At 38.8% G+C, this 16028-nt stretch carries 11 protein-coding genes; 5 read left to right on the top strand and 6 right to left on the bottom strand.

What is annotated here, in order from left to right; all coding sequences use genetic code 11:
• Window positions 1-128: 128 nt before the first annotated feature.
• A complete protein-coding gene (locus tag I6F66_RS17960; protein WP_165729320.1) occupies window positions 129-1034 on the top strand; it encodes a DUF808 domain-containing protein in 906 nt (301 codons plus the stop codon).
• Between the two features lie 44 nt (window positions 1035-1078).
• Here I6F66_RS17960 and I6F66_RS17965 read toward each other — a convergent pair whose 3' ends face one another.
• The 3 genes from I6F66_RS17965 to I6F66_RS17975 all read right to left on the bottom strand — a co-directional run bounded on the left by I6F66_RS17965 (window position 1079) and on the right by I6F66_RS17975 (window position 5766).
• The gene (locus tag I6F66_RS17965; protein WP_024589662.1) at window positions 1079-2020 is read right to left on the bottom strand and encodes a tetratricopeptide repeat protein; all 942 of its coding nucleotides are present in this window, start codon (window positions 2018-2020) and stop codon (window positions 1079-1081) included.
• 86 nt (window positions 2021-2106) lie between these two features.
• Entirely contained in the window at window positions 2107-3507 is a 1401-nt protein-coding gene (locus I6F66_RS17970; protein WP_165739343.1) for a M20/M25/M40 family metallo-hydrolase, read from the bottom strand.
• A 180-nt stretch (window positions 3508-3687) separates the two neighbouring features.
• Window positions 3688-5766 carry a TonB-dependent siderophore receptor gene (locus I6F66_RS17975; RefSeq protein WP_197142726.1) on the bottom strand — a complete coding sequence of 693 codons (2079 nt, stop codon included), beginning with the start codon at window positions 5764-5766 and terminating at the stop codon, window positions 3688-3690.
• Between the two features lie 191 nt (window positions 5767-5957).
• Here I6F66_RS17975 and dbpA point away from each other — a divergent pair, with 191 nt between their 5' ends.
• Entirely contained in the window at window positions 5958-7346 is a 1389-nt protein-coding gene (dbpA, locus tag I6F66_RS17980; RefSeq protein ID WP_007580581.1) for an ATP-dependent RNA helicase DbpA, read from the top strand.
• A gap of 22 nt (window positions 7347-7368) precedes the next feature.
• Here the strand turns inward: dbpA and I6F66_RS17985 are convergent, their stop codons facing one another.
• Window positions 7369-7941: a DNA-J related domain-containing protein gene (locus I6F66_RS17985; RefSeq protein WP_165739347.1), complete on the bottom strand. Its 573-nt coding sequence runs from the start codon at window positions 7939-7941 to the stop codon at window positions 7369-7371.
• Window positions 7942-8017: 76 nt separating this feature from the next.
• On the opposite strand from I6F66_RS17985, the gene I6F66_RS17990 reads away from it, so the two are divergent.
• Complete coding sequence (locus tag I6F66_RS17990) at window positions 8018-10837, top strand: ATP-binding protein (RefSeq protein WP_007580583.1); 2820 nt, start codon at window positions 8018-8020, stop codon at window positions 10835-10837.
• 63 nt (window positions 10838-10900) lie between these two features.
• Here the strand turns inward: I6F66_RS17990 and rho are convergent, their stop codons facing one another.
• Together rho and trxA are read right to left on the bottom strand one after the other, a co-directional pair.
• Window positions 10901-12160 (bottom strand): transcription termination factor Rho, encoded by a 1260-nt coding sequence (gene rho / locus I6F66_RS17995; RefSeq protein WP_002960945.1) that lies wholly within the window; start codon window positions 12158-12160, stop codon window positions 10901-10903.
• A gap of 185 nt (window positions 12161-12345) precedes the next feature.
• Window positions 12346-12672, bottom strand: a complete 327-nt coding sequence (trxA, locus tag I6F66_RS18000; protein WP_002960942.1) for a thioredoxin TrxA — start codon at window positions 12670-12672, stop codon at window positions 12346-12348.
• Between the two features lie 91 nt (window positions 12673-12763).
• Between trxA and rhlB the strand changes: the two genes are divergently transcribed.
• Both rhlB and gppA read left to right on the top strand, forming a co-directional pair.
• A complete protein-coding gene (gene rhlB, locus I6F66_RS18005; protein ID WP_165741477.1) occupies window positions 12764-14041 on the top strand; it encodes an ATP-dependent RNA helicase RhlB in 1278 nt (425 codons plus the stop codon).
• A 43-nt stretch (window positions 14042-14084) separates the two neighbouring features.
• Window positions 14085-15578 carry a guanosine-5'-triphosphate,3'-diphosphate diphosphatase gene (gene gppA / locus I6F66_RS18010; RefSeq protein ID WP_007580584.1) on the top strand — a complete coding sequence of 498 codons (1494 nt, stop codon included), beginning with the start codon at window positions 14085-14087 and terminating at the stop codon, window positions 15576-15578.
• The last annotated feature ends 450 nt before the right edge of the window (window positions 15579-16028 follow it).

Raw genomic sequence — 16028 nt, forward strand, 5'->3', positions numbered from 1 at the left:
TTAAAAGTAAGTTAAAACGCAGGGCAAAATTTTAATCTAATGTAAGAATAACAAAGCAAAATTAACCGTTGGTGAAAGTAGCGCTTTACGTTATGTTTATAGCAATATTTTTTGAGCTCGGAAGCTTTATGGCAGGCACTAACCTTTTAACGTTATTAGACGATATAACCACTTTACTTGATGACATTGCGACAATGAGTAAGGTAGCAACAAAAAAAACAGCGGGTGTATTAGGCGATGACTTAGCACTCAATGCACAGCAGGTTACAGGTGTTGCAGCAGAGCGTGAATTACCGGTTGTTTGGGCTGTGGCAAAGGGCTCATTTTTAAATAAAGCGATACTCGTACCCGCTGCTTTATTAATAAGCGTATGGCTGCCTTGGTTAATAACACCGCTTTTAATGATGGGTGGTTTGTTTTTGTGTTTTGAGGGAGCTGAAAAAGTATTTGCTAAGTTTTTGCCTCATCACAATGAAGTGGTAGATGAAGATGAAAAATTAGATTTAGTTGAGTATGAAAAACAAAAAATAAAAGGGGCAATAAGAACCGACTTTATTCTTTCTGCCGAAATTATTGTTATTACTTTAGGCACTGTGGCAGGCGCTACGTTACTTAACCAAGCTTTAGTGCTTTGTGTTATCGCAATTATAATGACGATTGGCGTTTATGGCTTAGTGGCCGGTATTGTAAAGCTGGATGATGCCGGGCTTTATTTACTCAACGAATCTAAAGTGTCAGCTAATAAATTTAAAGAGTTACTTGGTAAAGGCTTACTCGCAGCAGCGCCTAGGTTGATGCAGTTTTTAGCATTTGCGGGCACCATTGCAATGTTTTTAGTAGGCGGCGGGATTTTAGTGCATGGTGTTGAGTTATTGCATCATACTCAAGTGGATGTAACGAGCTATGCTCAGTCTGTTGCTGGCGGCACAGGAGAAGTATTAGCGCCTCTCTTGTTTGATGGTTTGCTAGGTGTTATTGCCGGCTTAGTTGTTGTGCTTATACATGTAGGTTATACAAAGTTATTTAAAAAATAGTTTATAGCTGGCGTACTTGTTGCGCCAGCTATATTTAAATTCACTCATTCACAGTTAGCTATTTTACAAAGCGATTCTAATTCAAATTGTGCTTTAGTATTTTTTTGCTCAATGGCCTTTTTATACCAATAAATAGCCTGTTGATAATTTTGAGCTATTCCCTGACCATCACGATACATTTGCGCTAAATTTAATTGCCCCCATTGAGAACCCGCTTCAGCAGCTAGCTTAAAGCTATTAAATGCTTCAAAAAACAACTTATCTTTAAAATAAATAATGCCTTGTTGATTGTTTTTATCGAGTTTTAAACCTTTATATAGTGGCTTAGGTTTGGGAGGAAACATCACAAACCCGCCATAAAGGCTGTTGGCATAAGGTCGCAGCACGTCATAAATAGCTTCGTCTTTATACAAACGCTTTACTTCATCACGAGGGAGGGTGATTGTTTTAGTGGAGAAGTAATTGTCTTGAATTAGTTGGCTGGTACGCATTGCCAAGGTAATACTATTATTACGTTTATAGCTGTAGTTGCTTATCTGAAAGGTAATAAACTGCTTATCAAAACTTAAAACTTGAGCAATTCTTAAATTGGTTAGGGTCCAGGGTTCGTGTGTAAATTTGTCGGCGTGTACTAAGTAGGTGTCATATATTTTAGGTGTATTCAAATAGCTTTGCTTTTGAGTCTCGGTATCAAGGTGTTGTTGATAAAAAAACGAAACAATCCAAAGCAATAAAAATACGCCAATAAAGTATTTAGGTAGGCTTAGTTTTTCTATTAACGGTAGTTGCGGTATTTTAACAGGTTCGCTTTTTCCGCATTGATAGCACTCGCGTTTATAGCTTAATTTTAAGGCAAGCATAGGTAAAATGCTAAATCGTAAATAGCGGCTTTTATTTACTAAATGGTAGGCGTCGCTTTGGCAGTGAGGGCAGCGTGTTATTTGTGCAAAATGTGGAAATGATTCACTTGTGTTGAAAAGTAACATAAAGCACGCTCCTTGTTTAATTACCTAAAGGTAAAACAAGAAGCGTGTTAGTTAAAGCTACAAACTGTAAGTAAGTATGTCTGTTATTACTTATTTTGAGCTTTAGGCTTGATAGTGGTTTTTGCATCGGCAGCCATTAGAGCAAATACAGCATATGCAGCGGTATTTTGACGAAGCTTAGCAGGTGTCACTTTATCAAGCGTATCGTCAGCTGTATGGTGGTAATCAAAGTAATCTGTTCCATCTTGAGCAAGTTCAAAAATAGGCGCTGACGTTGCTGCTTTAAGTGGAATTAGATCGGGGCCACCATTCGCTTGGTTTTTACCAATGTGCTCAATATTTAACGGCGCAAGTTCTTTTGCTATAGCGCGAACTACAGGAAGTGACTCTGCGCTTACGTTCGACTCAAAAGCATATACAACATCGGCGCCAAAATCAGACTCAGCGGCTGCAACAATATTGCTTAGCTCGTTTTTATGCTCTGCAAAATAAGCTTTTGCACCCCAAAGACCTAGCTCTTCAGCTGCAAAAAGTACCACACGAATACTGCGCTTAGGGCGTTTTACATCGCTAATATGTTTAGCGGCTGCCATTGTTAGTGCAACGCCTGCGCCGTCATCTAATGCGCCAGTCCCTAAGTCCCAAGAATCTAAATGCCCCCCAATTAATACATATTGCTCAGGGTTTTCGGTACCATTAAATTGGCCAATAACGTTATAACCAGTGCCTTCACCAAGGCTTTCGGTTTGCACATTAATATTTACCGACACTTCTTTATTTAAAGCAACTAAGCGTGCTATTTGATCTGCATCTGGGTTAGCAATTGTTACGTTAGGTATTTTTGTAACACCTTCTTTGTAGTAACTACCGCCAGTGTGTGCAAAGCGATGATGACCGGTACTAACCGAGCGCATCATGTAGGCAACAGCGCCTTTTTTAGATGCTTCTATAGCGCCTGTACCGCGTGCTTTTACAGCAGGTCCGTAACCATTCCCGTCTATGTCGCGGTTCATACGGTAATTAATATACGCAATTTTACCTTTTAAACTGTTTGCCGGTGCGGCTTTTAATTCATCAAGTGTTTCGAATAATACAACCGGCGCTGTAATCCCATCTTTTGGCGTGCTTATACTGTTACCTAATGCAGTTAAGTGCAGTGGTTGCTCGCTTGGTGTTAGTATTTTTCCGCTTTCGCTATAACGGCGCCATTCAGGAAATGTGGCTTTTTCTAACCATACTTTATCAAAGCCCAGTTCATTAAATTTGGCTTGAGCCCATGCCACGGCTTTTTTATCGTTTTCGGTACCAGGAAGGCGTGGGCCTACTTCAGTTGTTAATGACTCTAGTAATTTATAACTTAAATCACTATTTAGTGCAGAGGTGCGCACTTTGTCTACTTGTTGTAATTGCTTTTGGGTAAATTCGGCGCTGTTAGCGTTTGCAGCCATACTGCTAGTAAGCAGCAGTGCGGTAATTAATTTTTTCATTTTGGTAGGCCTTTTTAATAATTAGCGCTATTAGAGCATGTAACAAACATGATAAAAAATAGATGAGATGAATAGGCTTTGTAATAGGTTTAATGCTGTTAGGTGTGAATATTTAGATATAAAAAAGCCCGCGTAAATGTACGCGGGCTATATTTTAAAGCTGTTATTTAAGGCATTTATTTAAAAGCTAAATTGCGCAGCTAAACGAAGATTTGTGCCCTCGCCAACAGTTACATTATTTGTGCCGCCACCACCTAAATAGCTTTTATCAAATAAGTTTTCGATGTTAAGGCGTAAGTTAATATCGGTATTACTTAAGTTAAACTTATAAGTTGCACCTACATCAACACGCGTATATGCATTTTTAGTAATTGTATTGGCGCTATCAGCAAAACGTTCACCTTCGTAAAAAGCACCTGCATTAAGTGCAATTGCATCGTTTAATTCATAACGAGTCCAAAGTGATGCCGACCATTTTGGTGCATCGGTAGGGCGTTTGCCTTCAAGTTTTTCATCGCGTTCAAAATTAGCATCTAGGTACATAGTTGATGCCATTACAAATAAACGGTCAGTAGCGGCACCTTGTGCGCTTAGCTCAAAACCTTTATGGCGTTGTTCACCTACTTGGTTTGTTTCACTTGTGAATGACCCAATAGGAACTTCAAGTTGTTCGCTAACAAGAGTACCTTCTTTGCTAATATCAAAAATAGCACTGGTAAGCATTAGGCGGTCATCAAATAATTGCCATTTAATACCAATTTCTCTTTGCTCAGATGTAATAGCATCTAATTTCATACCGTTATTTACATCTGTTTCATCAATTAATGTTTCGCTGCCTTGAGGCTCGAAACCTTCTGAGTAACTAGCGTATATAGTTGCAGAAGCATTTGGGTGATAAAGCACGCCTACTTTTGGTACAAATGATTCGTTATCTGCATCTTCTCGTGTTTGTTTATCGTAACGGCCACCTAGCGATAATTGCCACTCTGGTGAGAACGAAATTAAGTCTTGAACGTAAATACCGTAGTAGTCGTATTCAGTTTCGCTTATTGTATCATCTGTTTTATAGCTTACTGATGGACGAGATGGTTCTGCTTGTCCTGCAGAAAAATCAAAAGAGTCGGCAGAGGTACGACGTTGCCCGTAGTAATAATTAAGCGAGTTTGCGCCAATTAAAAACTGATGTTGTAAACTTCCCGTTTTAAATTCACCAATAAAATCAATAAATGCAGTTTTAAATTGCCAATCATCAAAGCGATCATAAGGATTTGATTGATAGCTATCACCCTCAACAAAGTCACTTGGCATATTCGGTGCTGATTCAAAGCGTTGGCGCTCAAATGTTTGTTCGTTATAGCCAAGCTTTACTTGCCAGTTATCGGTTAAAAATACTTCTAGGTCTACACCTACGTTTTCTACTGTAATATCGGTAAACGCCCAAGACATATCACGGATTGTTTTATCATCACCAATTACATTGGCATTATCGTCTATCCATGCGCCAGTATCTAAACCTGCTTCGTCGTCTGTGCGGTCGTAATGCACACGTACTAATGCATTGTCGCTAATATCGTAATCAACAACTAAAGCACCTAAAAAGCGGTCACGTTCACGGTTTTCACCATTTTGGTATTCACGCCAGTAATCAACATCTTGTTTAACTAAAATACCGCGAGCACGTAAATCTTCCGATTCTGTTAATGCGCCTGCAGCATCAACCATAAAGCGCGTTGAACCATGTTGGTCTACATCGGCACTGGCATTAAATAATGTCGTTGCAGTTGGTTTTTTGGTTACCATGTTAACCAATCCACCAGGGCCTGACTGACCATATAAAATACTTGATGGGCCTTTAATTACTTCAACTTGTTGCAAAATTTCGATTGGTTGCTGGTAGTGCGACCAATGCTGATGCCCGTCGCGTAAATAACCTGTCGATGAGCTTAGCTCAAACCCACGTAAGTTAAATACTTCACGGTTTCGTTGCTGTGAGCCTGCCGTTAAGCTGGCATCATTTGTTAGTACTTCGCCAAGGGTAGTGGCAAGTTGTTCATTAACAATAGTGTCTGTAATTACGGTTACAGATTGTGCGGTTTCAAGTAATGAAGCTGACGTTCTCATTGCGCCATTAGCGTTATCTACTTTGTAATCATTAAAGTAGCTACCTTTTACTTCTATACGTTCAAGGTCGGTAGAGTTTGCATATGCGTTTGTTGTAATGCTTGCTAATAGTGCTATGTAAAGAGAATTCAGTTTCATTGATTGCTTCCAGCGCAGTTATGTAAAAAACAATCGAGATCCTAATGCAAATCACTATCATTTTCAACATCTTTTATTAACATGCTTTATAGTGTGTTTGTTAATGGTTGCCAATTGCGAATTCTGCTATTATTAGCAGCATATTTAGTGGGGCTTTCCCCCACGTTATTTTTATTGCTATGGAACTTACTGTGACTTCAACTGCTTTTTCATCTTTGGCTTTACCAGCTGGACTCGTTGATAATTTATCAACACTTGGTTATGCGCATATGACACCTGTACAAGCGCAAAGTTTACCGCCTGTACTTGCTGGTAAAGACATCATTGCTCAGGCAAAAACCGGTTCAGGTAAAACTGCTGCGTTTAGCTTGGGTGTGTTAGCTAAATTAAACGTAAAACGCTTTCGTATTCAATCTTTAGTCTTGTGTCCTACTCGTGAGCTTGCCGAGCAGGTTGCGGTTGAAATGCGTAAATTAGCGCGCGGTATCCATAACATTAAAATATTAACGTTATGTGGCGGTGTATCAATTGGTCCACAAATAGGCTCGCTTGAACATGGCGCGCATATTATTGTTGGTACACCTGGGCGTGTTGATGACCATATTCGTAAAGGTACTTTACGTTTAGATGATGTTGAAACATTGGTACTTGATGAAGCCGATCAAATGCTTGATATGGGTTTTCAAGATACACTTGATGCAATTATTGAGCGCATTCCACAAAATCGTCAAACATTGTTATTTAGTGCAACATTCCCAAGAGCTATTGAAGCAATTGCTAAGCGTGTACTTAAAAATCCAGAAATGGTTAAAGTAGAAGAAGAGCAAGCCAAAAGCACAATTAAGCAGTACTTCTACAAAATGGATAATAATAAGCAGCGCTATCCAACGCTAAAATTATTATTACTTAAATTTACACCACAAAGCTGTGTTGTGTTTTGTAATACTAAAGTAGAAACACAACAAGTGTGTGACGATTTAGCTGATGAAGGCTTTAGTGCTGTTTCGCTACACGGTGATTTAGAACAGCGCGATCGTGAACGTACGTTAATTCACTTTTCAAATAAAAGTGCTTCAATACTTGTTGCAACCGATGTTGCTGCACGTGGTTTAGATATTGACGACATGGATATGGTGATTAACTACCATTTAGCACATGACACGCAAACACATGTGCATCGTGTTGGTCGTACTGGTCGCGCTGGTAAAAAGGGCATTGCATGTTCTATTTACGGTGAAGCAGAAGCGTTTAAAATTGCTCAAATAGGCGAACATTACGAACGTGATATTACTCCAGAGCAAATGCCACCATTTAATTTATTAGACAAGCCACCGTACCGCCCTGAAATGGTTACTTTGATGATTGATTCAGGTAAAAAACAAAAAGTACGTGCAGGTGATATTTTAGGTGCCTTAACGGGTAAAGATGGGGTTGCAGGTCGTCAGGTGGGTAAAATTAACGTACTTGATAACGTAGCGTTTGTTGCTGTTGAGCGTAACTCATTAAAACCTGCGCTTCGTAAATTAACCGAAGGCAATATTAAAGGGCGTAAAATACGCGCACGTCGCCTTACTCGTTAATTTAAACTTCTAAATTAATAGATTAACGAGCAGCTACCTTTAGCTGCTCGTATTGTGTTTGTATTTTTTTAAACTCAACTTCACAGCCATTTGGTTTATCTGGGTGCACTTGTAATGCAAGTTGTCTCCAGCGCTTTTGAACATTTTTAAGAGTGAAATTTTCAGGTAACTTCCATTCTAAAGCCAATGCTTTAAATTCATTTTCATTTAAAGCCTGTTGTGGTGATATCGTTTTAAACTGACGCCAAAAGCTATTTAAAAGCTCATCAATCTGCTCTTCTCTGGTATCGTAATTATGCCAATCTAAATAATAATCTCGCAAATTTTCGCTTGTTGTTACTAAACTATTATCTCCTTTTTCTAAAAGCTCGATATGCAGAGCTGAAATGAGTAAACTCTGAGGGCGTAATTGTGCCTGCAGTTGGTACAGTGCATTCATAATTAAAAAGTTACGTTTAAATAAATCACGTTCAGGACTTTTATCGAGAGTGGTCATAGCGCTGCGGTTTGTCAGTTCTGCTGCTAAAGTATGAACTTGCCAAACCTGCTTTGTTAGTATTAGCTCAAAAATCTCATCAATCAGTGGGTTAAGCATTGTTTAGGTCCTAGTAGTTGGTGTATCTTCAATAAAGATTACACTGATATAAGTAACGGTTTGAAGGATTAAAATTATGCTGGGCAAGTTAAAATGCCTCTTATTTACTATATGCTGTGTACTAATAGCTCCTAGCTATGCCCAAAATAATGATTCGTTATTTGAGCAATTCAAAAACGAAGTGCAGTGGGAGCCTAAATTACAATTAGCAAACATGCTACTTGCTAATAAAAATGCCTCCAAAAAAGAGCGTGTCGCTGTTTATTCGGCATTGGGTAATACTGCGTTATCGGTTGATAATTTTAAAGACTCATTACATTACTTTAAATTACTTGAACAACATACTTCGGATACTTTCTTCCCTGATGAGCACTTTCGTGCAATAAAAATGCAAGGTGTTGTACTTTTTTATCAAGGCTTATTTCAAAAAGCGATTATTGAATATACCCGTACCCTAGCATTAGCAGAAAAGAATAAGCAATTACTAGAGCAGGCAAACTTATTAAATAATATTGGTTTGGCCTATTTTAATATGAATAAGCTAGGCGATACCCTAGAGTTTTATTTAAAAGCAAAAGCTATCTACGAGGCGTACGGCAGCGAGCAAGATAAAACCGATATACTACTTAATATAGCAGGCGTTTATATACGCTTATCACGCTACGATAGTGCGTTTGGTCTTTATCAAGATGTACTTAAGGTTTATCAACGATTAGATGATAAAAGCGGTATTGCGCAGGTATATAACAATATGGGTGTTGCCCATATGGAGAGTAATCAATTTGACTTAGCACTGCATTATTACCAGCTAGCGCTACGCTATTATATTTCAGCTAATGATTACAATAAGTTATCTACACAATATACAAACCTAGCAAATACTAATTTAGTATTAAAAAAAGTGGATGAAGCGTACGAGCAAGCTAAATTAGGTGAGTACTACGCCCTTAAAATAGATAACCATAATTTAGAGCTTAATGCGCTACATGCGCTGGCTAAAATTCAGTTTGTTAAGGGCAACTTAGAAGAGGCGCAAATAAATTTAGATAGAGCAATTTTACTTGCTCATGAATATGGTAGTGAGCGAATAATTAGAGAGAGCTTGGGGGCCAAAGCACTTCTTGAAGCCAGTAAAGGCGATTATTCAAGCGCAATGGCTTTGCAACAAAAATATATTAGTGAGTTGCGAAAGCTCAGAAGTACGGCAATTATAAATGCACTAGCGGTACTTCAGCATCAATTTAAAGCAACGCAATTAAACCAAGAGATAGAAAAACTTAAACAAGATCGCCGTGTGCAAGAGCTAAAAATGTCGCAGCGTTCTCAGCTTACTTTATTCTCTTTTTTACTATTACTTTTAGTTGTCGTAACTGGTATTGCGCTTTATCGCCGTGGTGCAGAAAAACGCGCTAAGCAGCAGTTAACAGAACAAGTTACGCAACGTACTGCAGAATTGCAGGCAATTGCACAAGAGCTGAGAGAAGCCAACGATGTTAAAAGCCAGTTTTTGGCTAATATTAGTCACGAAATTCGCACTCCACTAACGGCTATTTTAGGGCAAACAGATGCTTTAATTAATGAATTATATGAGCCTGAGTCACTTAAAGATGAATTAAGAGTAATTCAGCGTCACAGTGACCATTTAAAAAGCTTAATAAATGATGTACTCGATTTAAGTAAAATTGAAGCCAATAGATTAGAGTTAAATATTTCGTGCTTTGATATTGTAGAGCTCGTAAATGATGTGCACGCAATGTTTATCACCCAAGCAAAAGCAAAAAATCTACATCTTATTTTAGACAATCAAGTGGGTAATGAGTTTTACACTAAGCTGGATTTAATACGCGTAAAGCAGATTCTTATAAACTTATGTGCAAATGCTATTAAGTTTACTCATTCAGGGCAGATCATTATTGCATTAAATAAGAGTGAGCAAGGACTAGTTATTATTGTAAAAGATACCGGTATTGGTATGAGCTCTAAACAGTTAAAGCTTATTTTTGAATGCTTTAGCCAAGCTGATAACAGCATTAGCCGTCGCTTTGGTGGTACAGGGTTAGGCCTTAGCTTATCGCAACAATTAGCTGCGATGATGGGTGGTTATATCAGCGTACAAAGCGAATACAAAAAGGGCAGTCAGTTTTCGTTCTTTTTACCGTGCGCAGAAGTAAATAAATCTCAAAGCATGATTGAAACTCAAAGTGCTCCTAAGGCAAATAAGCAATTAGCAGGGCGTGTTGTACTTGCGGAGGATCATCCTGATAATCGTAGGTTAATAAGTCGTTATTTACGCTCAATGGGACTCGAGGTTATTGCTGTTGAAAATGGTGAGCAAGCGGTAGAGCAGTGCTTAAAAGAATATCCAGATTTGGTATTGCTCGATATTCAAATGCCAGTGATGGATGGGCGTTCTGCTTTTCAGCTATTAAAACAATGTGGTTTTGAGCGACCTATTTTTGCTTTAACAGCAAATGCTATGAGTCATGAAGTGGATGGTTATTTAGAGTTAGGGTTTACTGGTTACTTAGGTAAACCGATAGACAAAGAGTCATTTTATAAAGCGCTTTCTAGTCACCTACATAATGCAGAAGATCAGCCAATTACAAAGCAAAATGAAGTTGATATGAGCGATCTTGTGATTAGTTTCAAGCAGAGCTTTGCTTTGGAGAGTGAAACGATTACGCAGCATTTTATAAGCGAAGATTTAGATGCGCTACAAAAAGATAGCCATCGCATTTTAGGGGCTGCACAAATGTTTGGTTTGGATGAAATTGCGCAATCGGCTAAAAATTTAGACAGAGCACTTCTACGCAGAAGCCAAAAAAGCAGTGCAAATGATTTTAAAGCGCTCGTTGATACGCTGCAGGGTGTACTTAAAAAGTATAATGAAAGTTAAACTGTATTTAATCCAGACACAAAAAAAGCGCCTAAGGCGCTTTTTTATTCAATTAAAACGCTTTTATTGGCGTCTCATCGAATCAAAAAATTCATCATTGGTTTTGCTCATCGATAGTTTATCGATTAAGAATTCCATTGCATCAATTTCTGACATGTCATGAACAATTTTACGTAAAATCCAAAGCTTTTGAAGTTCATCTGGTTTTGTTAGTAATTCTTCACGACGAGTACCTGAGCGGTTAAAGTCGATAGCTGGGAATACACGTCTTTCCGCAATTTTACGGTTAAGGTGAAGTTCCATGTTACCAGTACCTTTAAACTCTTCGTAGATAACTTCATCCATTTTAGAGCCAGTATCGATAAGAGCTGTAGCTATGATTGTTAAGCTACCACCTTCCTCAACGTTACGTGCAGCACCAAAGAAGCGCTTAGGTTTATGTAATGCGTTAGCGTCAACACCACCAGTAAGTACTTTACCTGATGAAGGAATAACGGTGTTATAAGCACGTGCTAAACGAGTGATTGAATCCAATAAGATAACAACATCTTTTTTATGTTCAACTAGGCGTTTTGCTTTTTCGATAACCATTTCGGCAACTTGTACGTGACGAGAAGCTGGTTCATCAAACGTTGATGCAATAACTTCACCTTTAACTAGGCGTTGCATCTCTGTTACTTCTTCCGGACGTTCATCAATAAGTAAAACCATTAATGTTACATCAGGATGATTGTGCGTAATTGATTGTGCAATATTTTGAAGTAGCATTGTTTTACCCGCTTTTGGCGGAGCTACTAACAAACCACGTTGGCCGCGGCCAATAGGAGATGCTAAATCAAGTACACGGGCTGTAATATCTTCTTTACTGCCGTTACCACGTTCCATGCGAAAACGTTCGTTTGCATGTAATGGAGTAAGGTTTTCAAAAAGAATTTTAGTTCGAGAGTTTTCAGGTTTATCAAAGTTAACTTCATTTACTTTAAGTAAAGCAAAGTAACGTTCACCGTCTTTAGGTGGACGAATAAGACCTGAAATTGAATCGCCAGTACGCATGCTGAAACGGCGAATTTGGCTAGGTGAAACATAAATGTCATCTGGGCCAGCTAAGTAAGAGGCTTCTGATGATCTTAAGAAGCCGAAACCATCTTGTAAAATCTCTAATACACCGCCGCCGAAGATATTCTCTCCGCCTTTGGCATGGGATTTAAGAATGGCAAAAATGATATCTTGCTTTCTTAAGCGGGCTACGTTTTCGAGCCCCATGGACTCAGCTAAGTCTACAAGCTCTTTAATGGACTTGTCTTTTAATTCGCGTAAATGCATATTGGTGGGTTCTTTATTACAGTTGTCATACTCAAAATCGCTTTGATCGTTGAGTGAGGTTTGTTGAATATAACTAAGGATTAGTTGGCTTTATAAACTAGCAGTTCACTGGCAAAGCGTCCAGTCTTTATACAAAATAAATTTAAAAAAGGGCAAAAAGCCCTTTTTATTGTTCTAGCTTACAGTTAGATGTTGTTTTCTAAAAACTCAATAAGTTGAGTTTTTGAAAGAGCACCTACTTTCGTTGCAGCTACTTGACCATCTTTAAAAAGAAGTAAAGTAGGAATACCACGAATACCAAATTTTGGCGGTGTGCCAGCATTTTGGTCAATGTTTAATTTAGCAACAGTCACACGGCTGTCGTATTCATCAGCAACTTCGTGAAGAATAGGGGCGATCATTTTACAAGGTCCACACCATTCAGCCCAGAAATCTACTAGTACTGGTTTGTCAGATTGTAATACGTCAGCTTCAAAGCTATCGTCAGTAATTTGGATTATTTTCTCGCTCATTGCGCTCTCCGATTTAGTTAGGCGAAATATTTAGTGCGTATTTAAACACTCTTGTTTCTTATTGCAAGTTTAAACGTTATGCTTAAACGCTATGACTAAGACACATTTAACCGATAAAAAGTTTTCAGACTTTGCTATCGCACCGGAAGTGGTTGCCGGTTTAACCGAGAATGGGTTTGAATATTGCACACCTATTCAAGCAAAATGCCTACCTTTTATTTGTGATGGACGCGATATCGCGGGCCAAGCTCAAACAGGTACAGGCAAAACGTTGGCGTTTTTAACTGCCACGTGCCATCGGTTATTACAATCTAGCAAAGCACCTAGTAAACATCCAAGAGCCCTGATCATGGCCCCTACTCGGGAGCTTGCGATTCAGATACACAAAGATGCTAAAATTTTAGCGCCGCACTGTAATCTTAACTTAGGTTTAGTATATGGTGGCGAAGATTACGAAAAACAACGTGCACAACTAGAAAAAGGCGTTGATATTTTAATTGGTACTACAGGTCGTCTAATTGATCTGTATAAGCAAGGCTGTTACACCCTTAATGAAATTGAGGTAGTCGTGCTTGACGAAGCTGATCGTATGTTCGATTTAGGTTTTATCAAAGATATTCGCTATATGTTCGATCGTATGCCAGATACATCAAAGCGTTTAAACTTATTATTTTCTGCCACATTATCGTATCGCGTACAAGAATTAGCTTTTGAGCACATGACAAACCCAGAACATGTTCAAATTGAACCTGACGTTAAAACGGGTAAACGTATTCAAGAAGAGCTATTTCATCCTTCGCAAGAAGATAAAATTAAGCTGTTGTTAAGCTTAATTGAAGAAGAATGGCCAGAGAAAGCAATCGTGTTTGCAAATACCAAGCACAGTTGTGAAACAGTATATGCTTGGCTTAAGTCAGACGGTCATCGTGTAGGTATGCTTACTGGTGATGTTAACCAGAAAAAACGCCAAACTATATTAGCGCAGTTTAGCAAAGGCGACTTAGACTTTTTAGTTGCGACTGATGTTGCAGCGCGTGGTCTTCATATTCCAGAAGTAAGTCATGTATTTAACTTTGATTTACCTGACGATTGTGAAGATTATGTTCACCGTATTGGTCGTACTGGCCGCGCTGGTGCATCAGGCCACGCAATTAGTTTTGCATGTGAGCAATATGCATATAACCTGCATGAAATTGAAGAATATATAGAGCACAGCATTCCTTTATCACATTATGATAAAACAGCATTGCTAGATGATTTAACTCAGCCTATCATTCAAAGAAAGCGCAACTATTCAACAGGTCCACGTAACCGTAGTAATAACAGCGGACGTCGCCCAAATAATAGTTACCAAAAAGGACGGTCGTAAACGACCGTTTGTATAAGTAGTAGTAACTAGAGGTTTTTGAACGGTGGGGCAACTTAAACCGCAAAAAAATGTGTACGCAGTTATTGATTTGGGCTCAAATAGCTTTCATATGCTTATAGCCAAATCAATTGCTGGCGGTCTACAAACAATTGGACGTGTTAAACGCAAAGTCCGATTAGCCGCAGGGCTTGATAAAGATAACGTATTGAGCACTGAAGCAATGCAGCGAGGCTGGGAATGCCTTGCCCTTTTTGCTGAGCGTCTACAAGATATCCCAGATAAAAACATCACCATAGTAGCAACAGCCACCTTACGGTTAGCAACTAACGCCGAAGTATTCAAAAATCATGCAGAAAAGATTCTTGGCCATAACATTAATGTTATTAGCGGAGAATTAGAAGCGCGTACAATTTATAAAGGTGTTGCTCATACTTCATCTTGTACTGGCAAACAGCTTGTTATTGACATTGGTGGTGCAAGTACCGAAGTTGTAATTGGTAAAGCATTTGATGCCTTACATTACAAAAGCCTCAATATGGGGTGTGTTACCTATCTTGAACGCTATTTCAAAGACTGCCAATTAAGTAAGAGTAACTTTAACGCAGCCATAAAAGCAGCTCGTACAGTCATTGATGAAATTTCTCCAGAATATAAAACAGCGGGATGGCAAATTGCATCTGGTGCTTCTGGCACAGTGCAAGCAATTCAAGAAATTATGGTCGCTCAAAATCTTGACGATTTACTTACGCTTGAAAAGCTCAACACTATAAAAGAGCAAGCAATTGCATTTAGCACTATTGCAGCGCTAGACCTTCCTGGATTAAGTGAAGACCGTCGACTGGTATTTGTATCAGGGCTCGCAATCTTAATCGCACTATTTGAATCTCTTGAAATAGAAAAAATGGGATTGGCGGGTGGAGCACTGCGTGAAGGCGTTTTATATAGCATGGTTCCGGAGTTTCATAATAACGACATTCGTAAACGCACAGTTGATGGGTTTATGAGTCGTTATCACGTTGATCAAAAACAAGCGTGTCGGGTTTCAAGCTTAGCTATGCAGTTAGCGGTAAGTATTGATAAAGATTGGCCAATTGAACGTTTAAATGGGTTACCACTATTAAAAGCGGTAGCGCAGCTTCATGAGATTGGATTACTAATAGAATATAAGCAGTACCATAAACACACCGCTTATATTTTGGAAAATACCGATATGCCTGGTTTTTCACAGTCAGAGCATAAATTAATAGTAGCGGTAGCAGATGCGCATCGTTCTGATTTTCCAAAAGGCTGTTTTAATTCACTCGGCGTAAATAGTCTATTGGCGCAATATATAGTGAGATTACTACGGATAGCAGTCATCTTATCAATGCGCAGACAAGATGATGTACTGCCTATGTTTGAGTTAACTGCTAAAAATGAAGTGTTAGACCTTAAGTTTGAAAGTAACTGGTTAAAAGATCATCCATTAATGGCCAGCGAGCTACAACAAGAGTCTAAACAGCAAGGTAAACTTGGGTGGAAGCTCATAGTAAACTAATTAAAAAGGCCCATCAGGGCCTTTTTAGTGTTTAAAGTAACCATTTCGATGCAAATATGTGCGAACAGCACATTATTTCAAGTTTTCTTCAAAAAAAGGTTGATCTGTTTTCGGATCTCCCTATAATGCGACCCCACTGAGACGGGAAACGCCAACGCATAGCGAGGCAGGAACAACTCAGAGAGTTAAATAAAACTTCGGTTTTAAATCTTCCAAAAGAAAGTTTAAAACTAAGTGTTGACTCGAAAAATAAAGGGTGTATTATTCGCATCCCTTGAGACGCTAAAGCGACTCAAAACGTTCTTTAACAATATAAAGCAATCATCTGTGTGGGCACTCGTACAGATTGAGTTCTAACAGCTAAACTACTTAGGTAGCGAGGCAAACAAATTAGAGTCTCAATTGAAAACTGAGTGACCAACAGAATAGTTATTTCGGTAATTATTCGGC

It is taken from the genome of Pseudoalteromonas sp. NZS100_1 (assembly GCF_015864285.1).
Lineage (GTDB): Bacteria > Pseudomonadota > Gammaproteobacteria > Enterobacterales > Alteromonadaceae > Pseudoalteromonas > Pseudoalteromonas arctica.